The organism is Elioraea sp., from assembly GCF_051860475.1.
In the GTDB taxonomy this organism is placed as follows: Bacteria; Pseudomonadota; Alphaproteobacteria; order Acetobacterales; family Acetobacteraceae; genus Elioraea.
In genome coordinates this window covers 1-20,952 of record NZ_JBHYDW010000047.1, presented here as the reverse complement: position 1 = coordinate 20,952, position 20,952 = coordinate 1, and the positions used below count along the sequence as shown (strand labels likewise).

At 71.7% G+C, this 20,952-nt stretch carries 21 protein-coding genes and 1 pseudogene; 3 read left to right on the top strand and 19 right to left on the bottom strand.

What is annotated here, in order from left to right:
* Window positions 1-62: 62 nt before the first annotated feature.
* The 15 genes from ACTIFU_RS10595 to ACTIFU_RS10525 all read right to left on the bottom strand — a co-directional run bounded on the left by ACTIFU_RS10595 (window position 63) and on the right by ACTIFU_RS10525 (window position 12,269).
* Window positions 63-941 (bottom strand): hypothetical protein, encoded by an 879-nt coding sequence (locus ACTIFU_RS10595; RefSeq protein ID WP_439578273.1) that lies wholly within the window; start codon window positions 939-941, stop codon window positions 63-65.
* Window positions 941-1,441 (bottom strand): hypothetical protein, encoded by a 501-nt coding sequence (locus tag ACTIFU_RS10590; protein WP_439578272.1) that lies wholly within the window; start codon window positions 1,439-1,441, stop codon window positions 941-943. The genes ACTIFU_RS10595 and ACTIFU_RS10590 overlap by 1 nt, the downstream gene beginning before the upstream one ends.
* A complete protein-coding gene (locus tag ACTIFU_RS10585) occupies window positions 1,438-2,595 on the bottom strand; it encodes a phage portal protein family protein (RefSeq protein ID WP_439578271.1) in 1,158 nt (385 codons plus the stop codon). The genes ACTIFU_RS10590 and ACTIFU_RS10585 overlap by 4 nt, the downstream gene beginning before the upstream one ends.
* A 1-nt stretch (window position 2,596) precedes the next feature.
* The gene (locus ACTIFU_RS10580; RefSeq protein ID WP_439578270.1) at window positions 2,597-2,881 is read right to left on the bottom strand and encodes a hypothetical protein; all 285 of its coding nucleotides are present in this window, start codon (window positions 2,879-2,881) and stop codon (window positions 2,597-2,599) included.
* 14 nt (window positions 2,882-2,895) lie between these two features.
* Entirely contained in the window at window positions 2,896-4,677 is a 1,782-nt protein-coding gene (locus ACTIFU_RS10575; protein ID WP_439578269.1) for a hypothetical protein, read from the bottom strand.
* Window positions 4,678-4,689: 12 nt separating this feature from the next.
* Window positions 4,690-5,103, bottom strand: a complete 414-nt coding sequence (locus ACTIFU_RS10570) for a hypothetical protein (RefSeq protein WP_439578268.1) — start codon at window positions 5,101-5,103, stop codon at window positions 4,690-4,692.
* Window positions 5,100-5,489 carry a hypothetical protein gene (locus ACTIFU_RS10565; protein WP_439578267.1) on the bottom strand — a complete coding sequence of 130 codons (390 nt, stop codon included), beginning with the start codon at window positions 5,487-5,489 and terminating at the stop codon, window positions 5,100-5,102. Before ACTIFU_RS10565 ends, ACTIFU_RS10570 begins: the two co-directional genes overlap by 4 nt.
* Window positions 5,467-6,222 (bottom strand): hypothetical protein, encoded by a 756-nt coding sequence (locus tag ACTIFU_RS10560; protein WP_439578266.1) that lies wholly within the window; start codon window positions 6,220-6,222, stop codon window positions 5,467-5,469. Before ACTIFU_RS10560 ends, ACTIFU_RS10565 begins: the two co-directional genes overlap by 23 nt.
* Complete coding sequence (locus ACTIFU_RS10555; RefSeq protein ID WP_439578265.1) at window positions 6,222-6,638, bottom strand: hypothetical protein; 417 nt, start codon at window positions 6,636-6,638, stop codon at window positions 6,222-6,224. Before ACTIFU_RS10555 ends, ACTIFU_RS10560 begins: the two co-directional genes overlap by 1 nt.
* Window positions 6,639-7,093: 455 nt before the next feature.
* Window positions 7,094-7,549, bottom strand: a complete 456-nt coding sequence (locus ACTIFU_RS10550) for a regulatory protein GemA (RefSeq protein ID WP_439578264.1) — start codon at window positions 7,547-7,549, stop codon at window positions 7,094-7,096.
* A gap of 9 nt (window positions 7,550-7,558) precedes the next feature.
* A complete protein-coding gene (locus tag ACTIFU_RS10545; RefSeq protein ID WP_439578263.1) occupies window positions 7,559-8,158 on the bottom strand; it encodes a hypothetical protein in 600 nt (199 codons plus the stop codon).
* Window positions 8,155-8,649, bottom strand: coding sequence for a hypothetical protein (locus tag ACTIFU_RS10540; protein WP_439578262.1), 495 nt, complete (start codon window positions 8,647-8,649; stop codon window positions 8,155-8,157). Before ACTIFU_RS10540 ends, ACTIFU_RS10545 begins: the two co-directional genes overlap by 4 nt.
* A gap of 98 nt (window positions 8,650-8,747) precedes the next feature.
* Window positions 8,748-9,329 carry a hypothetical protein gene (locus ACTIFU_RS10535; protein ID WP_439578261.1) on the bottom strand — a complete coding sequence of 194 codons (582 nt, stop codon included), beginning with the start codon at window positions 9,327-9,329 and terminating at the stop codon, window positions 8,748-8,750.
* On the bottom strand, window positions 9,322-10,173 hold the full coding sequence (locus ACTIFU_RS10530) for an AAA family ATPase (protein ID WP_439578260.1): 852 nt from the start codon (window positions 10,171-10,173) through the stop codon (window positions 9,322-9,324). The genes ACTIFU_RS10535 and ACTIFU_RS10530 overlap by 8 nt, the downstream gene beginning before the upstream one ends.
* A 59-nt stretch (window positions 10,174-10,232) precedes the next feature.
* Window positions 10,233-12,269: a hypothetical protein gene (locus ACTIFU_RS10525; RefSeq protein ID WP_439578259.1), complete on the bottom strand. Its 2,037-nt coding sequence runs from the start codon at window positions 12,267-12,269 to the stop codon at window positions 10,233-10,235.
* Window positions 12,270-12,717: 448 nt separating this feature from the next.
* Here ACTIFU_RS10525 and ACTIFU_RS10520 point away from each other — a divergent pair, with 448 nt between their 5' ends.
* The gene (locus tag ACTIFU_RS10520) at window positions 12,718-13,257 is read left to right on the top strand and encodes a helix-turn-helix domain-containing protein (protein WP_439578258.1); all 540 of its coding nucleotides are present in this window, start codon (window positions 12,718-12,720) and stop codon (window positions 13,255-13,257) included.
* Between the two features lie 124 nt (window positions 13,258-13,381).
* Here the strand turns inward: ACTIFU_RS10520 and ACTIFU_RS10515 are convergent, their stop codons facing one another.
* Together ACTIFU_RS10515 and ACTIFU_RS10510 are read right to left on the bottom strand one after the other, a co-directional pair.
* Window positions 13,382-14,416, bottom strand: a complete 1,035-nt coding sequence (locus ACTIFU_RS10515; RefSeq protein WP_439578257.1) for a tripartite tricarboxylate transporter substrate binding protein — start codon at window positions 14,414-14,416, stop codon at window positions 13,382-13,384.
* 57 nt (window positions 14,417-14,473) lie between these two features.
* Window positions 14,474-14,938, bottom strand: coding sequence for an acyl-CoA thioesterase (locus ACTIFU_RS10510; RefSeq protein WP_439578256.1), 465 nt, complete (start codon window positions 14,936-14,938; stop codon window positions 14,474-14,476).
* A 120-nt stretch (window positions 14,939-15,058) separates the two neighbouring features.
* Here ACTIFU_RS10510 and ACTIFU_RS10505 point away from each other — a divergent pair, with 120 nt between their 5' ends.
* On the top strand, window positions 15,059-16,033 hold the full coding sequence (locus tag ACTIFU_RS10505) for a Bug family tripartite tricarboxylate transporter substrate binding protein (protein WP_439578255.1): 975 nt from the start codon (window positions 15,059-15,061) through the stop codon (window positions 16,031-16,033).
* A 46-nt stretch (window positions 16,034-16,079) separates the two neighbouring features.
* Here the strand turns inward: ACTIFU_RS10505 and bcp are convergent, their stop codons facing one another.
* The gene (bcp, locus tag ACTIFU_RS10500) at window positions 16,080-16,598 is read right to left on the bottom strand and encodes a thioredoxin-dependent thiol peroxidase (protein WP_439578254.1); all 519 of its coding nucleotides are present in this window, start codon (window positions 16,596-16,598) and stop codon (window positions 16,080-16,082) included.
* 14 nt (window positions 16,599-16,612) lie between these two features.
* On the bottom strand, window positions 16,613-19,534 hold the full coding sequence (locus ACTIFU_RS10495; protein WP_439578278.1) for a bifunctional [glutamine synthetase] adenylyltransferase/[glutamine synthetase]-adenylyl-L-tyrosine phosphorylase: 2,922 nt from the start codon (window positions 19,532-19,534) through the stop codon (window positions 16,613-16,615).
* Window positions 19,535-19,587: 53 nt separating this feature from the next.
* Here ACTIFU_RS10495 and ACTIFU_RS10490 point away from each other — a divergent pair.
* Window positions 19,588-20,952: pseudogene (locus ACTIFU_RS10490) on the top strand (hypothetical protein); the annotation flags it as partial.

Here is a 20,952-nt window from a genome sequence, read left to right as displayed (position 1 = left end):
CCGCCCCCTCCATCCGCGCGGCGTCTCACCCGCATGGACAGCGCCGCCGCGCGAACCTCGGCTCAAGCAGCGTCCAAGGCCGCTTGAGACCGTTCTAACAGCGCCCGTTCGAGGGCGTCCCGCTGTTCCGGATCGACCATGACCAGGCCGCCAGCGTGGAACTGAAGGGTGTCGTCCGGCCCGAGCGCGACGCTGAGCGGCCCGATCGGGCTTTGGAGCACGCTCGGCACCTCGCCGGGCAAGGCGGCCCAGGCATCGGTCACGCCGTCTTCGGTGATCGTCACGGTCTGAAGGAAGCCCCCGACCACCATCCCGCGCGGGTAGCGGCCGGCCGACCAGGCGCGGGCGACATTCGCACCATAAGCCCGATGGAACGGCAGCGCACCGTGGCCGAGCGCGGCCGGCTGCCACATGGTGGCGAGATCGTCATAGGCGGCGTCATCGGTCGCCGGGCCGGGATGAAGAGCGTGTCCGCTGCCCGGCTCGATCCGCCGCGGCACGAACCCCTCGCCCGAGGCAAGGGCGAAGCCGAGCGGCCGGCCTTCGATGTCCGACCAGCCGACCGCGACGGCCATGTAGGGGCCGGCGGCGCCTCGCGACCAGGCGCCGGCGAGCAGCTCGGGTGCGACGGCCGAGATGTCCTCGATCGAGCCGACACCGGCCGTGACCAGGCGCTCAAGCCATCGGAAATGGGTCGCGACGCAGCCGGCGCCACCGATCGCGACGCGCAGGCCGGGAATGAGTTGAATCTTCGCCCGGTGGTGATCGATCGGTGCGACCTCGCCGCCCGGTGCGCCGGGCATGGCGTCGCCGGCGAAGCCGCCGGCCGTGACGGCCTCGCGCGCGAGCAGCTCGGCCGAGGCCGCTGCCGTCCCGGCGAAGGCCGTGTCCTGGGAGAGAAGGGCGAAGCCCGGGGCTACCGTGGCGAGCAGCAGCGTCATCAGAAGACCTCCTTCTGTGGGGGAACGGCGCAGAATAGCAGCGGGCCGGCGCAGGGGATGATGAAGCCGCCGACGGCCGCCTGTAGCGACTTGGTCACCGTCAGGCCGAGGAACGTCGAGCCGACCTCGCCAATGAGGAGGCCACCGACCGTTGCGCCCAGGAAGAAGCTCGCCGCGATCACGGCGATCGACAGCAGCGTGCGCAGCGGGTTCTTCCCGCGTCCGCCACCCATCGGCACCAGCGTGATCTGCACGCGTGTACCAGGTTTGGGGCGGACGCGCGTCCAGACCTCGCGCGGCACGGGCACCGTCTCGCACGTCATCGCATCATCGATCAGCGACACGTGCGCGTAGCCGTGCAGCACCCGATCCGGCACCGCCTCGGCGAGCAGCTCGGCGATCGTCGCGCCGGCCTTGACGGTGCGGTCGATCCGTTCGCTAGAGAACGGATGCGGTCGCGCGACGATGCGGCAGGTCTCGACGGGAACGCGCTCCTTCATGACGGGCGCTCCGGCGCCTGCATCTGATAGCCGGTGCCGTAGCGTTCGCGCAGCCGATCCTCCCGCAGGCGGTAGCCCATGCTGAACAGGATCGCGTCGACCTCGGCGCGCTTGGCCGAGGCGCGCCCGTCAGTGAAGTCCCAGCGGATGAAGGGCACCGGCGCGCCCGGCATGTTGAGATCGACGATCCAGTGCAGCAGCGTGTGATGGAGCGTCGTGGCGAGAGTTGCCGCGTCGGCCGCGGCGAGCTGGCGCACGCTGTTCAGATGCGTGTGGCTTTCCAGGGTCGCGCCGCAGATCGCCAGCGCGATCTGCGCGTCCATGTAGCGCGCGAGCTGCGCATGCCCCTCCATGCCAGCCTCGCGCAGCCCCTCCAGAAGCTCGACCGTCATCCCCTGCGGCAGGATCGCGCCGGCCTCCGTTCCGATGGTGGCGAGCAGATGCAGGAGCTTCTTCTGCTCTTCCTCCGCCGTGCCGGGCGGGTAGCGGCCGATCGCCGTCGGCTGGCCGAAGCGTTCCAGCGCGCCAACCCAGAACGCGATGCCGCGGCGCTTGAAGAAAACCGGCCAGAACAGCACCGGCCCCAGCCCTTGGCCCCAGGGATTGCCGTAGCGGCTGCCATGCCGGTGCACGATGAATTTCCGTTCCGGCACCGCCTCGCCGTCCTGCGGCTGCGCGCGCGTCAACAGCCGAAGCTCGGGCTCGGGCTGCGCGTCCCGGAAGGTGAAGCGGAGCTGGTCGCGATGCTTGGTGTCGAGCGGGACCAGCATGCCGCCGGGCGCCTCGGTCCAGATCACTTCGACGATCGACACGCCCATGAGCCGCGCGTCGAGACAGCTCCCGATGAGCTGCTCGACGTTGAGGTTGACGAGTGCGGCGCACACGAGCTCGGCGGCGGCATGGCCGGCCGGCGTGTCGGCGCCGGGGCTGATCTCCCAGCGCCGTCCGATCACGGCCGCCTTGCGCTTCTGAAGCCCGGCCCCGACCTCACCGTCCGCTTCCAGCGCCCGGAACACCGCGAGGCCGCGCGCTGCGCCGCGTGGCGGCAGCGCCAGCGGGTCGGGCTCGATCCGATCACCGAACGTGCCCCGCAGCGGATCGTTGCCCCAGGTCGCGAGCGACCGCGAAGCCGAGGCGGGGAGGTGGGCGGTCACGTCAGACAATCCAGCTCGCGAGCGCGAGCGCGGTGGCGCCGGCGATCCAGCGGCCGTAGGACAGCGCCTCGAAGCAAGCGATCTTCCAGGGGCGCGCAAGCAGGATCACGACGCCGGCGCCCTCCTCAACGATCTCGTGCTGCCAGCGCCGCCGCGCGACATAGCGGTAGTAGGGGTAGAAGGCATCATTCTGCGCGAGAAACACGACGGCCGCCCCGCGCGCCCCCACGGTCAGACAACGCGCGAGGATCGCGTCGACCGTTTCGCCTTTCGGCGAGACGAGCATGTGACACGCGCCCCTCATCGCAGCCCTGCGCGGCGCGCGCCGTAGGCCATGCCCATCTCGCGGTCGAACGCGCCATCGGCAATCCCTCGGCTGACTTCGTTTCGGATGATCTGACGGATGACGAGCTCGCCGCGGGGACCGCGCCCGGTCTCGGTCTGGATCGGCGGCGCCCCGGCGCCGCGCTGGTCAATGTTCTGCACGATCACCGTGCCGCTGCCCATCGCCGCCATCTGCTCGGGCGTGAACACGCCCTCACCGCGTTTCGCGATGATCGGCACCTCGCCCGGGCCGATGAACCCGCCCGAGTGCAGCCGCGGCGCGTGCGCGAACAGCGCCTCGGGCACCGCGCGCGACGCCCCGCCCTCGCGGCCGACAATGCCGCCGGTGTGCAGAGGTGTCGCGGTGACCGGGATGATCGGCGGGCCGGGGATGCTGTGCGCCGAAGCACCGCTGAACGCGCCGAACAGTGAGCCGAGGCCGGACCGCAGCAACACGCCCGCGGCCTGCGCGAGTGGCGCGGTGATCTGATCGTAGATCAGCTTGCGCAGCACGTCCGACGCGAAGCGCTGGATCAGCCCCATCACGCCGCCTTCGAGCGCGCGCACGCCGACCAGCGCATCCGCGAGCATCTGCGCCGAGGCGCGACCAACCCCCTCGATCGACTCTTCAAGCCGCTCGAAGGCGCCTTCGAGGCCGGAGACGCCCGCACTCGCGCCTTCGGCCGAGCGCTGCGCCTTCTGCAATTCCTCGCCGGCGCGGGCGAGGCCACGGGTCCATGTTTCGGTGTTGATGAACCCGCCTTGAAACAGGTTGTCGAGCCGCTGGAGCTCGTCTCGATAGCGCTCCAGCGGCGTGCGCAGCTCCTGCTCCAGCGCGCGGCCCGCCTCCCGCAGCCGCGCGAACGGATCGAGCTCCGCCCGCGCCGCCGGCCGCGCCGCGCCGCCGGCCCGTGCCTCCGGCCTGCCGCTCGGCAGCGGCGCGTTGAACAGCCGCCGCTCGGCCGCGGCCAGCGAGTCGAGCTGCGCTTCCAGCACGCGGAGCAGGTTGGCCCTTTCGCGAAGCTGCGGCGCGGCGCCGTCACGGAACGTCTGGAAGTCGAAGTCCTGCTCCCCGAGCTGGCTGCGCAGCCGCGCGATCTCGGCCTCCGTACCCTGAACGAAGGCACGCGCCTCGGCGCGCTGGCGCTCCAGCAGCACGCGCGCGTTTTCGAGCTGCGCCAGCGCGTTCTGCCGCTGCGCGATGGTCAGTCGCCGCGTGCGCTGCTCGGCGGTCTCCAGCGTGTCTGAGACTCCGCTCAACGCCCGCTGCAGCACAATTTGCGCGTCGCCGAACGTGCGGCTCGCCTGCTCGGCGGTCTCGGTCGAGCGCTGCGCGAACAGCATCTGCGCGCCGAACGCGGCGAGCTGCACCGCCACACCGGCGAGCCCGCCCGACAGCGCCGCCGCCATCCGCCCGCCGGCATTCGCCACCGCGCCGAACTGCCCGGGCATCCCGCCGACCGTGGTCAGCACCGTGCTCGCGGCCGTCGAGGCGCGGAACAGCGCCGTCTGGAGCCTCGTCACCGACGGCGTGGCCCGGCCGTCCATCGCGGTCGCGATCTGCGTGCCGGCGCCGGTGGCCGCCGCGCCGACCCGCCGCATCGCGCCCTCGGCCTGCACCGAGCTCCGCTCGACCCGCACCCCGCCGCGTTCGAGCTGGGTGGTGAACTGCTCGACCTGCCGGGTCGCGCCGACGATCTCCGTCCGCAGCGGCCGCCCGTCGGCGGTCAGGACGAGGCGGACGGTGAGATCGGTCACGTGACCCGGCACCTACCGGAATACGGTGACGGTGCCGCCCGCCGGCGTCGGCACGGCGAGCGGGCGCGGCTGCTCGCCGGGCACCGGCGGCATCGGTCCGCCGGCGAGCCAAGTCACCTCGGGCGTGACGCGGTGCACCGCCTCGGCATAGGCGATCGGCATGCCGACGGCCGCGCGGCGCGCTTCCAGCGCCGAGGCCGCGCGCGCGATCTGGCGCGCGATCCCCTCGGGCGTCCCGGCCCATTCCTTGCCTGGCTCGACGGTGCCGGCGATCGCGCGGACCACAAGCATCCGCGCTTCGGTGGGTGACATCCGCGCGGCTAGCTGCACGGTGTCGCGAAACGGCTCCGGCGGCACGCCATTCTGTTGGTCCTGGTAGGCGAGCTCGGCTACGGCTTCGTTGAGTTCCTCGGCACTAAGGGTCATGTGCGCGCCTCCTGGGTCGCGATGGTGTTGAGCCGCCGACGCTCGCGCTTGATGTAGCGCTGTAACGACGATCGCCTCGGCGCGCCCGGCCCGAACCGCTCGCGCAGCAGCGCCGCGAGACGGTCGAGCGTCATCGCCCCGACGCGGGCGTCGACGAACGCTTTCAGCGTCATGTCGGCCTCGATCTTGCCGCGCCGAAGATACGGCGCGTGGCGCACCCGGAACCGCTGCACCGCCGCGGCGGTCCATGCGCTCGCGCCGAAGCGCCGGCGCAGCCGGGCGGCCACCGCCTCGGCCGTCAGGCCGGCGGGCATGCGCAGCACCGCTTCGGCCTGGTCGCGATCCTCGGCCGGCGCGGCCGGATCAGCCGACGCGCGGCGCGTCATCGCGGAGCGCAGCCTCGAATGCCGCGAGGGCGGCGGTCGGGTCGAACGGCTGAAGCTCGTCACGATAGGCGTTCTCGCGGCCGTTCCAGGACGGCGGCCAGAAGTGGTCGCGATTGTTGCTGCCGTCGCCGCGCCAGAACGCGACCTTGATAGCGATCAGATCGTCTATCGTAACGGGTGGGGTTGCCCCGAGCGGGTAGTATGCGTCACGGACTCCCTGGCCGATCTGCGTCGCGCCACGCAGATAGGTGATCATCTGCCGGCGGGCCGCCGCCGCGAGCGCCCGAATGCTGGCGCCAAGGAAGGCGAGGCGCTTGCGCTTCAGCGTCTCGTCCAGGTCCTCGATATCGGCGGCGAGGCGCGCGGCCTCGGCCGCCAGCGCCTCGGCGTCGTGACGGAGCTGCGCCTGCGCGGCACCGCGTTCTTCGTTCCGCTTACGGCGCTGCGCTCGCTGGACGTGAGGCGCCAAGCCAGGCTGCGCGCCTTCTATGAGCGCGTTGACGCGATCGGCACTCGGCGCGTCGATCTCCGGCTCGGCCGCGAGCTCCGGCGCGTTCGCCGCGGCCTGAATCTGCTCGGCGACCGCAGCGGCCTTCGCCCGACGCGCCTCCGTCGCCACGCGCTTCGCGTCCAGCGCGGCGATCGCCTTCGCCAACGTGGCGAGCTCGGCGCGCGCCTCGGCCGGCATGTCGGCGAGCACCTGGCGCACCTCCGCGGGGATGGTTTCCGTCATCAGAGTCCTCTCTCTCGGGCGAGCCGCAGGTAGGTGTGGGCTGTCCTCACGTGCACGCGCACACGCGAGGCGATCTGCGCGACCGTCATTCCAGCGTCGTGCAGCTTCTTCGCCTGCACGACGCGGTCGCTGATGAGCAGCGCGCGCCCCGAGGGCACGATGATCCGCTCGCATTCGTCATGATGCTGGATCAGCCACGCGAGCACCCCGACGTTGGTCGCCTTGGCGATGGGGTGGCTCGGCAGCGCACGTTTCGGCAGGTAGACGTATTGACCGCCGAAGGTACGGGCGAGCTTGACCGCCATCGCCTCGCCGAACACCTCGGCGATCTCGCGCAGCAGGTGCGGCAGGTGTTTCCGGGGCGCTGGCGCGGCGGTCGCGGAGGGCGCACGGCGCGAAGGCGGGCGGGTTGCCATGGCCACCCGGAGGTAGCCCGGTTCGGCCCACTTCCTCAGGCTGACGGGGTTCAGCGGGAGAGCTTGAGGAGAGATCCCGCGAGCAGGCCGCGGGACCACCGGGCGGGGGTTCTCGGAGCCGCTTCCGACCCGCCGCCGTCGCTGCGGTGAGTATCGCGCCGCTCTGGTCGCGGCGCCAGCCCCACCGCCCGCAAACCGGCCTGCGTCCGTTAAACGGCCACAGAGCGTCGCTGAGCGGCCTCCGGCACCTTCGGTGCTACCGGGGTACCCGCCAGCGCGCCGACTCGCGTGAAACCCTTTCAAACCCCTTTCAAACTCGACGTTTTCCGACGGGGGTCGAGCGTGACGGCCCCCGAGGGGGGTGAAGTCGCCGCGGGGTGGCCGAGGCGACGCCGGATGTAGGAGCGGCGACCAGGTCGCCCCGGCCGCCGCCATGATCGAATCCCGACCGCGCGTCATGCCGCAGCCGGCGGCCCTTCCACCGGGCCGCGCGGCCGCTTCCTCTTCGACATCACCCGGAGCGCGCCGATCACCTTCCGTGCCGTCTCGCCGTCCAGGAAGCGGAGGTGCGACGGCCATCCCTTCCCGGACATGAATCGGCCGAGCGACACATCGTCGCCGGCACCGTCAGTAAAGTCCCGCCACAGATCGCGGATCAGCGCGAGTTGGCCCGGCGTGGCCATGCCAGGCCGCACGCCGCCGAAGGTGTTGCGCGACCAGGTCGACGCAAAGCCGAGGCGGCCGAGCTCATCCATCACGAGCTGGAACGTGTGCGGGGTGAGCTCGCGCGAGCTCGCCACGCCGGCGACGCGATGCAGGAGCGCCCGCCAGTCGTCATCGGTCAGCCCGAGACGCTGGCGGGCCACGTGCAACAGCCCGAAGTGGCGCTTCGTCATGAACCTCTCGGGCACGACCGCCTCCTATGGGTAGAGCACGCCCGGAGTCAGCAGCACCGGGACGGCCTCGCCGGGTGCTGCCTCGGCCAGCGCGTAGCCGATGATCCCGATCGTGTCGCCGGGCAGCCCGCGGGCCATCACCGCGCGACCCAGCGGCCCGGGCGCGAGCGGCGCCCCTCGCTTAATGTGCTCGGCCGCGGTCACCTCTTCGGTGCCGCTGAGCGCAACCGTCACGATGTTTCCCACGTCGACGTCGTCGTCCACCGCCACGCCGAGCCTGTCGGCTGGCCCCGGATCGGCGAGCGTCACATGGCGATTGTCGGCAACGAGGAGAACGATGCGCGCGGCCGGGATCGGCTCCAAGGCGACGCGGCCGACGGTGTGGCCGGAGATTTGCGGCGCGCCGTCGACCGCGATGCGCCCCGCACGGCGGGTCTCGGCCGGCAGGTTCGTTCGCTCGCCACGCTCGGCGTCGACGCGGCGGCGCCGGCAGAGCTCGCCCGCGATCGCAACCGGGTCTTCGATCGGGCCGGTGGCGAGCTCCCTTACCAGCGCCGCAGCGAGGCCGGCTTCCAAGTCGATCGGCTGTACCGGACGGTGATCGTGGTTCGCAGGCGTCGTCATGCGTGTGCTCCTTCAAGCTGGGTTGAAGACGCGCTTACGAGCGGAGCCGCCGCCGCACGGTCGCCGGCGGCATCGGTGAGTCGAGCGCGCAGGCGCGCGAGGTTCCGGCGGAACAACCGCAGCTCTTCAGGTGGCCAGAGGCCGCGCGCGATCACGGCGCAGCCGTCAGACACGAGAAGGGCGTCCTTTCCGACCTCGCGCCAGAATGACTCGAAGCGGAAACCATGCGGGAATGCGGGGTTGCGATAGGCGTACTCCAACAGCAGCAGCATTGCCTCGGCGATCGCAGCCGCGTCGTCCCGACCCGTTCTGTTGTCACGGCGGGCCGCCGCGGCGAGTGCCAGATCAAGCACACGGACGCCGGCGAGTACCCGTCGCGCGCGGATCGACGGTGTCACACCCGAGTCGGGGGTGGCGCCCCAGGAGTCGAGACTGACGGGCAAGGCTCGCGCCCTCCGGTCCGCCTCTGTATCCTTCGACTTCTTCGCCATGATGGTCCTCATCGGTGGTGAAGGCCGGGCGGCGACATGCCACCCGGATGGGCCGGCGGGGGGCCACCCCGCCGGCCGCATCTCGTGTCGCGCGCGCGTCATCGCCGCGCGCCTCGGGCCGCGCCGGTGGCGCGTGCCGTGTCTGTGATCTGCCGCTTGAGCGCGGCGGCATTCGCCGCGCGCCACGCCGCGAGCCAGCGGGCGCAGGCGGACTTGCTCGGCGCCGCCGTGCCGAAGTTGTTGCGCAGCGCCGCATGCAGCCGCGCGGGCGTAATCCTCGGCTTACAGAGAACCATCGCTTCGGCAACGCGCAGCACGCGCGGGTCGGCGGCAACGTCGAAGCGGCGCGGGCGATAGGCGCCGGCGAGCGGCACGGGACCGAACACGTCGTTGATTCGGTGCCAGGTGCGAACGGACCGGCCACAGAACCGTGGAAGCTCGGCCGCGACCACCGGCGGGCGCGCGATCGCGCCGTCCTTCCACGCAGCGGCGAAGAGCTCGGCCGCGCGCCAGCGCGGGCCACCGAGCGACGAGCACCAGGCGCGCAGGGCGCGGACCGCGACCAGCCGGGCAAAGGCGCGCCGGCGCGGCCTCTCGGGCAGCCGGGCGAGCTCGCCCAAGCGCGTCGCGAGGGCCGCGCGCGATGCCACCTCCGCCGCGCGGGCGAGCCGCTCAGGCATCGATCCCCCACGCGCGCGCCGCTGCCTTTATGTGCTTCGATGTGACGGCCTCGGCGCTCCCAGCCGCCCGGATCGCCCGAGCCATGATCAGCGCCGCCTCCCGCAATGCGCCGTCGCCGGTCACCAGTCGACGCAACTGCCCGATCGCCTCGGCCGAGCGGATGCCAGCGCCACGCGCCAGCACCTCGCGGTCTTCCTGGATCGGCAGTTCATCGATCGGCGGCATCACGACGCGATCGGTGAACCGCGACGAGACCTGAGCCCAGCGCCGGCGGTCATGCTCCTTGGAGTGGTCGCCGAAGAGCCGCAGGGTCAGCTCATCGGTGCCGATGAGCGCGATCCGAATGCCGCACTCCGCTAGATCGGCCAACGCCATGATACCGCATGGCGCGAGCCGCTGGGCTTCATCGATGATCAGCGGCTTGGAGAACTCCGGATGGCCGGGCGGATGAAGGAGCTCCCGCCTCAGCCACAGGAAGCCGGTAGCCGGATTGTAGTCGTCTGGACCAAACCAACCAAGATTCCTTACCGTCGTGTGGTGGTCTTTCAGAGCCCAGAAGAGTTGCCTGAGGAGATCGTGCCGTTTCAGCTCATCGCCACCGGAGAGCAGAACATAGAGCTCCTCACGCTCTCGCGCCCAGGCTCGGGCCAGGTGCGATTTGCCCACTCCGGTTGGTCCGGCGAACACGCCGAGCTTGCGACCAGCAGGATCGAGGGGGTCGCCGTAGAGCACCTCTGTGAGAAAGGCATCAAGACGCACCACGGTCTCCGTCGGGAGTACTCCCTCGGGGAGCTCTGGCGCCCGCGCGACGACGGCGGGCTTCATCGGGATCACGTCAGCCATGATCGATGCTTCCCCTCAGCGGTGTGGGGTGCCGTGGCGCCGTGGCGCACCGAAGTTGCTCACCGTCGTGCAAGGGCATCCCAGGTTCCCCGCAGGACGTAGCGCGGCCGCTGCGCCTTCCGTGCCTCGCGCTCGCGCTTCTTCCGGTGCTCGGGCGAGTCGAGCGCGATCAGCGTCGCACCGCCCGCCTTGTCGCCGCCCGCCTCGGCTCCCTCGGACGGAATGCCGTCAGGGACGGCGCGCGCGGTGGCGTGGGTCGGAATCGGCATCGCGGCAGGCAGCGCCGCGGCGCGGGCCGTGGAGCCCTCGAACACGTTGAAGGGATCAACCTGCGCTTCCTGCGCCGCGACATGCCGCGCCTGCGCGCGATCGAGGTCGCGCCGTCGAGCAATGCCTTCCTTGCCGAGATATGACGCGCGCGTCGCGTCGGCGACACAGATTCGCCGCTTCATCTTCGGATCGACCACGTGCAACACGGGAGGCGCCGCGGGATCGCATCCGACCCGCGGCCAGCGAACCTCGACCGTGCGGCCGATCCATCGCTCCGACCCGAGCGCCGGGTGACGGAACTTGAGAGAGCCGTAGTTGAGGAGCCCGCCGGGCTGCACGACGCGCTCATCCCTGTCTGAGAAGACGAAGCCGACTTCCTCGTCAGTGAGTTGCGCCGCCGCCTTCCATCCGTCCGCGATCGCCGCATCAACGAGCTCGCGCGGCGTCTTGCCCTTGCGATCGCCGATCGTGTAGGGCGTGTCTTCGTTAAGCAGGCGCATCATCTTCTGGAAGTCTTCACACCACTGCGCGAAGGTGCCTGGATAGGGTGATGGCGGCTGACCCTGCCGCCGTGTCCGCTTGTTTGACCACTGGCCTGAGTGGGCCCCCGGCATCAGCTCGAAAGCCTTGATCTGCGCACGCTTGAACGCCGCTTCGATCGGCTTCGTCCCTGCGTTGTAGGGTTTCGCGATCAGCTCCGGTTTCTCGCGCAGCGGAGGCCGGTCGCCTGAGAGGCCGGCGCGGACAATCTCCGTGATCTCTTCATAGACCTCGGGCGTGTCGTACTCGCTGCCGTTGTCGCGCTGGATCACCTCCGGAACACCGAACTCGCGGCAGAAGATCCCGAGGGCGAGCAGCGTGTCGGAGCGCCGGATGCCGCGCCCCTTTTCTGGGGCGATCGGCACGGCAACCATCCACCCCGTGGCGACGTCCATCACCGCGGCGATCTTGATCGAGCGCAGCACGCCATCGTCGCAGCGGATGTTGATATCGACGGTCTTTGCGTCGACGCAGACGACCTGCCCGGGGAGAAGGCCGGCGATGGAGCGGTCGACCGGGATGCGGTGCCGGTTGTGCCACCGGCCCGCATCGTGCTTGCGCACAGCGACATCACGGAAATGCCGTTCGGCCTTCACAACGTGCGGCGGAATCAGGGGCTCCAACGCGCGCCGCCCGAGCGGCGGGATCACGACGCCGTACTCCGCGAAGAGGGCGCGCAGCACCTTGCCCATGTTGTCGCGGATGGAGCGCCAGCCGGTGGCCGCACCGTGCGCGTCCGTCCAACCGCCGCGGATCAGCCGGCGCACGCGCTCGGCGAGCTCCGCGAGCCGTTCGGGCGGGACTCCATTTTCGACAGCGAAGAGATCGAACGCTGCGCTCAGATGGACGCGCCGCTTGCCGGCGTCAGCGCGCTTCTTGCGGGCGGGAAGCGCCTGCCCCTGCCCCTGCTTGATCCAGCCGATGGCCCGGTACAGCGATCGGGCGGAGACGCCGGGGACCGTGTCGCACGCGGCACGGATGAGCACGCCCCGCTCCGGCGAGCGCCGCAGCGTGCGGGTGGCGATGAGCTCAGCCGTCTGCGCCAGCCGAGTGCGCGGGCACGACACATGGGACACGGCCGCGCGAATCGCCTCGGCCTCGGCCGCCGTGTCGAGCGGCGCGGCGCCGGCGACGGTCAGCGCACGCGACGCCTGAGCCACGATGGCGCGCGGCTGGGGGACGATGTAGGGCACGAGCGCGGTGGACGGACTCGCGGCGCCGGCGAGCTCGGCGAGCAGCTCGGGGTGGCGAATCCACTCCTTCGGAAGGGCCGATGCCAGGATCATCAAGGCACCATCGGCGCGGGCACCTGGTCGGGGTGTGCGCGTCACACATTCCCGAGGCAGACGGATGCCGCGCCACGGGCGACCGGCTTCCAGGAGGGCGAGGCCAGTCGCCGCAGTCGATCGCGCAACCCCCACGATCGGTGCGACTTGGGCCGCGCTGATCCAGCGCATCACTCGCCACCGCGCCGCGAGGCCATCCCCGCCGCCCTCAGAATTACCTCGCGCAGTGCAACGGCAGATCGTCCGGCACGCTGGCCAGTGAGGCATTGGACCGCATAGGGCCGGCTTATCCGATGAACCCTACACCAGGAAGCGAAGTTCGTTCCCTGTGCGATGAACGCGGCACGAATCTCCGCGGGCACGGCCGCTCGGCGCTTCCTTTGATCCCTGGCCTGATCGGCGTAGTGTGGTGCTGACATGGCGTCAGCTTACGGACAATCGTCCATATATGGCAAGAGACTTCGGTCGATCAGACGATGAACTGCGGGTCCTGGCTCGGATTCGGGCTTGGCTGAAGGTCCGTGGGATGAACCTTCGCGACCTCGCGACGGCTACCCAAATCCCTTACGACACAGTTCAGGCCTACCTATCAGGTAAGCGTGGCATGCCCGCACAGACCCTCGCGGCGTTCAGCCGTGCCCTGGGCATCAGCGCAGATCATATACTATTCGGTAGACCTATGCTTGACAGAGAGGCCCTATTAAGCTCCGTTAAGTTCGTCGATGACGTTCGGCGACTCTCGTCGGCTTTTACAGATACTGAAGTTGCAGCGAATATGCTTATGGAATGCTATATGCGAGAGTTCGGGCGACAGCTCGGTGAAGCTGGAGCGATAGCTGGTTATCCAGGTGCTGCCACCGCTGACCGGGGGGTATGGTTTGCATATCCATCGGCCGAGAGACAGGCCGACACCTCTGCTGGTGAAGTCCCCGACACCTCCGACACCTCGCCTACCAAGGCACCTTCAAAGCCGTTTGCATCAGGGTAGCCGAGCCCGCTGAAACCGCGGCAAACAGCGGCCTTCACTGGGTCTAAGCCATCTTTCCGGCTCGGGAAGGAGGCCCGACACATTGAGGAGGGTGTCGGATGGCCTTCTGGTCTATTTCAATGGGTTAGCGCTTCCCGTTGCCAGATACCGCTGTCCGCTGTTGCCAAATAGCGATTTCCGCACCAACGATGCCCAGCCGCCGCCCGAGATCGCGGTAGAGCTGCACCTGCTCGCCGACATACGCCTTCGCCGCCGCGCCGTCGGTGATCCACGGCACCGAGCCCACGCGCCGCGTCGCTGCCGTCCAGCCCTCGTCCTTCGCGAGCGCGGCGAGCACCTCGTCCCACTTCCGCGTCACGGCCCCCGGCAGGCCCGGCGGACCGGCGAGCGCATCCCAGCCGACGATCGCCTCGAGCGCGGGGAATCCGGCCTCGCGCACCGTCGGCACATCGGGGATCGAGGGGAAGCGCCGGGGCGTCGTGACGGCGAGCGCGCGCACCCGCCCGCCCGCGATCGCGCCGGCAGCCTCGCTGAGGTTCTGCCCGACGATCTGCACCTGCCCGCCGAGCAGCGCGGTCGCCACCTCGCCGCCGCCGCGGAACGGCACCTCCACCGTCGCGTCCGGCGCGAGCCCCGCCTGCAGCAGCAGATAGCGCACGCCGAGATTGAGGATCGTGCTCGGCCCCGACGAGCCATGATTCAGCGCGCCCGGGCGGCGGCGGATCTCGTCCACCAGCTCGGCCAGCGTGCGCCACGGCGCGTCGTCGCGCACCACGAACACGTACGGATTGATGTCCACCATGCCGAGGAAGGTGAACTCGTCCCATGCGTACTGCGCGGCGGGATCGATCGCCGGCACGATCGCCGAGGAGGCGATGCGCGCCATCAGCAGGGTGTAGCCGTCGGGCGCGGCGCGGCGCACGTGCAGCGAGCCGATCATGCCCGACGCGCCGGTACGGTTCTCCACCACGATCGCCTGGCCGAGATGCCTGTCGGCGTGCGCGGCGAGCGTGCGCGCGGCAACGTCCGAGGCGCCGCCCGCGCCGAACGGCGCCACCAGCACCACCGGGCGCTCCGGGTAGCGCGCCTGGGCGGAGGCCGGGGCGGCGAAGGGTGCGGCAAGGCTGGCGCCCATCAGGGCGCGGCGCGACAGGCGCATCGGACGGTCTCCCCGTGTTCGTGGTGGCGCGATGATCGGCGCCGCACGGCGCCGGCGTCAACGTCCCGGGCGCGTCAGCGCCAGCCGCTTCGCGCCGTCGGCGACCCTTGCCGCAGCGAAACGCTCCAGCACGTCCTCCGGCCACGACGCGACGCGACGCGTGGCGAGGTCGACGCAGAGATACAGCACCTCGTTCTCCGCCGAGAGCCAGCCCTCCGCGGCGTGGTAGAGGCGATGGCGGAGCAGCAGCCGCTTGGCATCGAAGGCGAGCACCGCGCTGTCCGCCGCGAGCGGTGCGTCGAGCACGACCTCGCGCACATAGGCCTGCCAGGACTCGGCGGCGAAGGTGCCGAGCCCGCGCGTGCGGAACGACGCACCGAGGTTCAGGATCGGCCAGAGCCGGTCGGTCGCGAGATCGAACGCCACCAGGTAGTAGGCGAGGTTCATGTGGCCGTAGTGGTCCACCCACTCGGGGCGGACCCGGCACAGCTCCTCCATCGCGCGCGCATCATGCATCGTCATGGTCGATCCGGGTCCCGTGCGTCCCGCGCGTGTTCGGTCGCGGCGACGCCGAGGTCAATGCCCCTGGCTGCGGAACGGCTCCGGACCTAAGGTGCGCCGGCCCACCATGGAGAGACCGTGATGTCGCGCCTGACTGTCCGCCGCCGCACGCTGCTCGCCGCCCTCGCGCTCGCTGCGCCGGTGCGCGCGCAGACGTGGCCGACCCGGCCGGTGCGCCTGATCGTGCCGTTCGCGCCGGGCGGCGGCACCGATGTCACGACGCGGCTCTGGGCGCCGAAGGTCTCCGAGATCCTCGGCCAGCCGGTGGTGGTGGAGAACCGCGCCGGCGCCGGCGGCGTGATCGGGGTGGATTTCGTCTCCAAGCAGCCGCCCACCGGCGACGTGCTGGGGATGGCGACCCTCTCGCAGATCGGCCTCGCGCCCGGGCTGCCGCAGCCGATGCCATTTGATCCGGTGACGGACCTCACGCCGGTCGCGCCCACGGTGTTCGTGCCCGTGGGGCTCGGCGCGACGCGGCGCGGCCTCGAGGTCGAGACCGCCCAGGCGCTGATCCAGCTGCTCCGGAACAATCCGGGCAAGTACCAGTACGGCTCGGCCGGCGTCGGCACCTCGGGTCACATCGCCTGCGCCACCTTCGCCCGCGCGATCGGCGCCGAGGTGCTGCACGTGCCCTATCGCGGCTCGGGTCCGGTGTTCGCCGCACTGGCCGCCGGCGAGGTGCACTACACCTTCGACATCGCGAGCCTGCTCAAGCCGCTCCAGGAGGCCGGCACCGCGCGTATCCTGTTCATGGCGACCGACCAGCGCTCCTCGCTCGTGCCCGAGGTGCCGACCGCGCGCGAGATCGGCCTGCCGGACTACAGGGCCTATTCCTGGTACGGCGTGTTCGGCCCTGCCGGCCTGCCGCAGCCGATCGTCGCGCGCATGGCGGCGGCGGTCGAACAGGCCCTGTCGGACCCGGTGATCCAGCAGCGCTTCGAGCAGATGGGTACGCCGGCGATGCGCGGCTACACGCCGGAGCGCTTCGCCGCGTTCGTCCGCTCCGAGAACGCGACCTGGGCACCGCTGGTCAGGAGCCTCGGCATCACCGAGTAGCGGGACCTGTCGTCGAGGGGATCCGGGGGCCAGTGGCCCCCCCGGGCTACAGTGTCTTTGCCGCCTCCAGCACCGCGGCGGCGTGGCCGTCCACCTTCACCTTCTTCCACACCTTCGCGACCTTGCCCTTCGCATCGATGAGGAACGTGCTGCGGATCAGCCCGATCGACTTCCGCCCCATGAACACCTTCTCGCCCCACGCGCCGTAGGCCTGCGCGGTCTTCCTCTCCGGGTCCGAGGCCAGCGGAAACGTCAGCCCGTACTTCTCGGCGAACGTCTCGATCGCCGGCACCTTGTCCGGGCTCACCCCGATCACGTCGAGCCCCAGCCCCTTGAACTGCGTCAGCGCCTCGTTGAACGCACAGGCCTCGGTCGTGCAGCCGGGCGTGTCCGCCTTCGGATAGAAATAGAGTACGAACGGCCTGCCCTTCATGGCGGCGCGGCTGACCGTCCGCCCGCCCGTCGCCGCGAGCGAGAACTCCGGCGCGGCATCGCCCTCCTTCACCCCCGGCGGGATCCCGGCCGGGGCAGCGGCCGTGGCCGCGGGCTTCTTGGCTGTCGGCATGCGTGAGCTTCCCCTCAAGCGTCCGGGCCCGGATCGATCGGACCGAGATCGGCGACGTGGCGGTTGAACGCGGCGCGGACATCGCGCGCGCAGGCGAGCATCTGGGCCCCGAGTGCGGGGAGGTCAACGGCGCCGCGCACGCCGGCGGTGGCGGCCGCGCGACAGAGCGCCTCGACCACCGGCGGCGGAATGTCCTCGGCGGTGCGCGGCTTGCCGACGGTCAGCCGCAGCACGCCCTGCACGGTGCGGAACAGCCGCGAGGCCGCGATCAGCCGTGCCGCCTCCCCAGGCTCAAGTGCGCCGGCCGCGGCCAGCGCGCGCAGGCTGGCGCCGGCGGAGCCGGCGAGCACCGCGGGCGTTCGCGCCGCATGGGCCAGTTGCAGGACCTGGCAGACGAACTCGGCCTCGAGCAACCCACCGGGGCGGTACTTGACGTCCCAGGGCGAGAAGGGCGGGATCTCCTTGGCGATACGTGCACGCAACGACCGGGCATCCTCGCGCACCTTGGCCACATCGCGCGGCCGCATCAGCGCGGCGCGGATCGCCTCCGTCGCGCGCCGCCGCAGGCCGGCCGGCCCCGCGATCACGCGTGCCCGCGTCAGCGCCATGTGCTCCCAGGTCCAGGCCTCCTCCGCCTGGTAGCGCGCGAATCCGGCGAGCTGCACCGCGATCGGTCCCTTGTTGCCCGAGGGGCGGAGCCGCATGTCGACCTCGAACAGCTTCCCCTCGCCGGTCGGCGCGGTGATCGCGGTGACGAATTGCTGCGCGAGGCGGCCGAAATACTCGGGCGGGGTGAGCCGCCGCCCGCTGCCGCCCCTGGCGGCCTCGGCGCCCGGCGCGTGCTCGTAGAGCATGATCAGGTCGAGGTCGGAGGCCGCCATCATCTCGCGCCCGCCGAGCTTGCCCATCGCGACCACCGCCATCGCCCCGCCGGCGATCCGGCCGGAGCGGGCGGCGAAGTCGCGCACCACGCGCGGCAGCAGCGCCTTCAGCGCCGCGTCCGCCAGCCGCGCGCGCGCCACCCCCGCACGATCGACATCGAGCGCGCCTTCGAGCGTGGCGACGCCGATCAGGAAGGCGCGCTCGTGCACCACGCGGCGCACCACGTCCATCGCCTCCTCGAGACCCCGTGCCTCGGCGAGCAGCGGCCTCAGCGCCGGCACCACGGAACTGTCGGGCCGCGCGCCGTCGAGCAGACCGTCCAGCACCGGCGGGTGGTGCGCGAGATAGTCGGCGAGCAGCGGGGCCGCGCCGCAGATCGCCGCGACCCGGTCCATCAGGGTGGGATGGCGCTGGAACAGGCTGAACAGCTGCACCCCGGCGGGCAGATGGGTGATGAAGGCGTCGAACCGCGCGAGTGCCTGGTCCGGCTCCTTCTGGCGTGCGAAGGCGGCGAGCAGCGCGGGCATGAGTTCCGTCAGGATCTCGCGCGCCCGGCTCGATCGCGTGGCGCGCGGACGGCCGTGGTGCCAGCCGCGCACGGTCGCCGCAACGCCCGAGGGGTTGGCGAAGCCCATCTGGCGCAGGGTGGCGATGGTGTCGGGATCGTCCTCGACGCCGGTGAACACCAGGCTGCCGGGTCCACCGAGCTCCGGCGCCGCCTCGAACAGCGCGGCGTAGTGACGCTCGACGCGCGCGAGCTGGCGCGTCAGTTCGGCGGCGAAATCCTCCACATGGGCGAACCCCGCGAAGGCGGCCAGCCGCGCCAGCCCCTCCGGCTCGGCCGGCACGGTATGGGTCTGGCGGTCATCGATCATCTGCAGGCGATGCTCGATCCGGCGCAGGAAGCGGTAGGCGGCCTCCAGCTCGGCGCGCGTGCCCTCCTGCACCAGCCCGACCCGCGTCAGCGCCGCCAGGGCGCGCAGCGTCGCCGGCTCGCGCAAGGCCGGATCGCGTCCGCCCCAGATGAGCTGCTGGGTCTGGGCGAAGAACTCGATCTCGCGAATGCCACCGCGGCCGAGCTTCAGGTTGTGGCCGGCGACCGCGATCGTTGCGCCGCCGCGATGCGCCTGGATCTGCCGCTTGATCGAATGGACGTCGCGGATCGCGGCGAAGTCGAGGTTCTTGCGCCAGACGAAGGGGCGGAGCTCGGCGAGAAAGGAGGCGCCGGCGGCGAGGTCGCCGGCCACGGGCCGCGCCTTGATCATCGCCGCGCGCTCCCAGTTCTGGCCGAGCGCGCCGTAATAGGTGAGCGCGGCCTCGACCGACACCGCGAGCGGGGTCGCCGCCGGGTCGGGGCGCAGCCTGAGGTCGGTGCGGAACACGTAGCCGCCGGCGGTGCGCTCCTCCATCAGCCTGACAAGATCGCGCGCGATCCTGACGAAGAACGCCAGGGGGTTGTCGCCGTGATAGGCTGCCGCCTCCGGATCGAACAGGACGATGAGGTCGATATCCGACGAGTAGTTGAGCTCGCGCGCGCCGAGCTTGCCCATGCCGAGGATGATCAGGCCGCTGCCCCGGGCAGGGTCGTCGGGCCAGCGCGGACGGAGTTCGCCGCGCCCCGCGGCCTCGCGCAGAAGATGCGCGACCGCCGCCTGGAGGGTCGCGTCGGCGAGCGCGGAAAGAGCGCCGGTGACGCGCTCGAGCGGCCAGCGCCCGGTGATGTCGGCGAGCCCGATCGCCAGCGCCGCGCGCCGCTTGGCGGTGCGCAGCGTCTCGGCGAGCTGGGCGCGGGAGGCCTCCGGCTCGGCCGCGGCGAGCCCGTCCAGCACCGCGCCGAAGGCCGCATCCGGCCCCTCGTCCAGCAGACGGATCAGCGTCTCCGGTTCGCGCAGCGCCAGCCCGCCGAGATAGGGGCTGTTGCCGAAGATCGTCTCCAGCACCGGACGGTGGGCGGGCCCGACCGGCGCCTCGGTCTCCTCCGCCCAGCGCGCGAGGCCGCGCTCGACCGACTCGCGGTCGTGCGGCGGCGGCAGCGCGGGCGCGTCGGCGGTCATCGCGGCCAAGGCGAACACCCACCCGGCCGGGGCGTCAATGCAGGAGGTGCGGGATGATCCGCGCCTCGGCGCGCTGGCTGCGCCGCCTCGTCGGGCTGGCGCTCGCGCTGGTGGTGTTCGCGACCCTGGCCGCCGGCGTGTTCGCCTGGCAGCTCTCGCGGGGTCCCGTCAGCGTGCCGGCGCTCGCGCGGATGCTGGAGACCCGCGCGGCCGAGGGCGGGCTGGCCGCGCGGCTCGCGATCGGCACGGCCGAGCTGGTCTGGGAAGGCTTCGGCGAGGCGGTGGACCGTCCGCTCGACATCCGGCTGTCCGATGTCCGCGCGCTCGGCCCGGGCGGCGAAACGCTCGCCGAGATCCCCGAGGGCTCGGTCAGCCTCGGGCTGCGCGCGCTGCTGCTCGGGCGGATCGAGCCGCGTGCGATCGAGCTGCGCCGGCTACGGCTGACCCTGCTGCGCGGCGAGGACGGCCGGGTGACGGTCGATCTCGGCACGCCGGCGGCCGAGGCGGCCGACGCACCGCCCTCGGACGACACGCCGCTCGCGGCCGCGCTGCTCGCCGAGCTCGGCAGCGCGCCGGAGCGGCAGCGCTGGACCGGCGCGCTGCAACGGGTCCGCATCCGCGGCGCCGAGCTCGCGATCATCGACCGCCAGCTCGGCGCGACCTGGCGCATTCCGGGCGCGCTGCTCGACCTGCGGCGCCGGGACGAAGGCGGGGTGACGGTCACGCTGTTCGGATCGGCGGTCGCCGGCGAGGCCCGGCTCAGGCTCTCGGCGCGCGGCACGCTCGGGGCCGACGCCGCGGGCGCGCTGGAGGTCACGGTTGCGCCGGTCGCGCCGGCCGATCTCGCCGCGGCCCTGCCGGCCCTCGCCCCGCTCGCCGCACTCGAGGCGCCGCTCTCGGGCACGGTGCGGGTGGCATTCGCCGCCGGGCTCGCGCTCGACAGCGCGCGCATCGCCGCCCGGGTCGGCGAGGGACGCGCGCACCTGCCGGGCGGGGGAACGCTGCCGGTCGTCTCGGGGCGGGCCGAGCTTGACCTCGACCCCGGACGCGTGACCGTGACCGCGGCCAGCCTGGTCCTGCCCGGCAGGCACGGCCCTTCACCCACCGTCAGCGCGACCGCGGCCGCGCAGCGCGACGGCGCGGGCTGGACCGTGGAGGCCGAGGCGCGCCTCGACCGCCTGGCCGTCGCCGATCTGCCCGCGCTCTGGCCCGCGGGGCTCGGCACGGGGGAGCGCGAGTGGATCACCTCCAACATCACCGACGGGACGGTCACCGGCGCGCGGGTCAGCCTCGCCGCGCGGATCGACGCCGGGGGCACGGTCGCGCCGACCGCGCTCGCGGGTGCGGTGACGGCCGAGGACGCGACGGTGCACTATCTCCGCCCGATGCCGCCGGCCACGGGCGTCGCCGCCACCGCC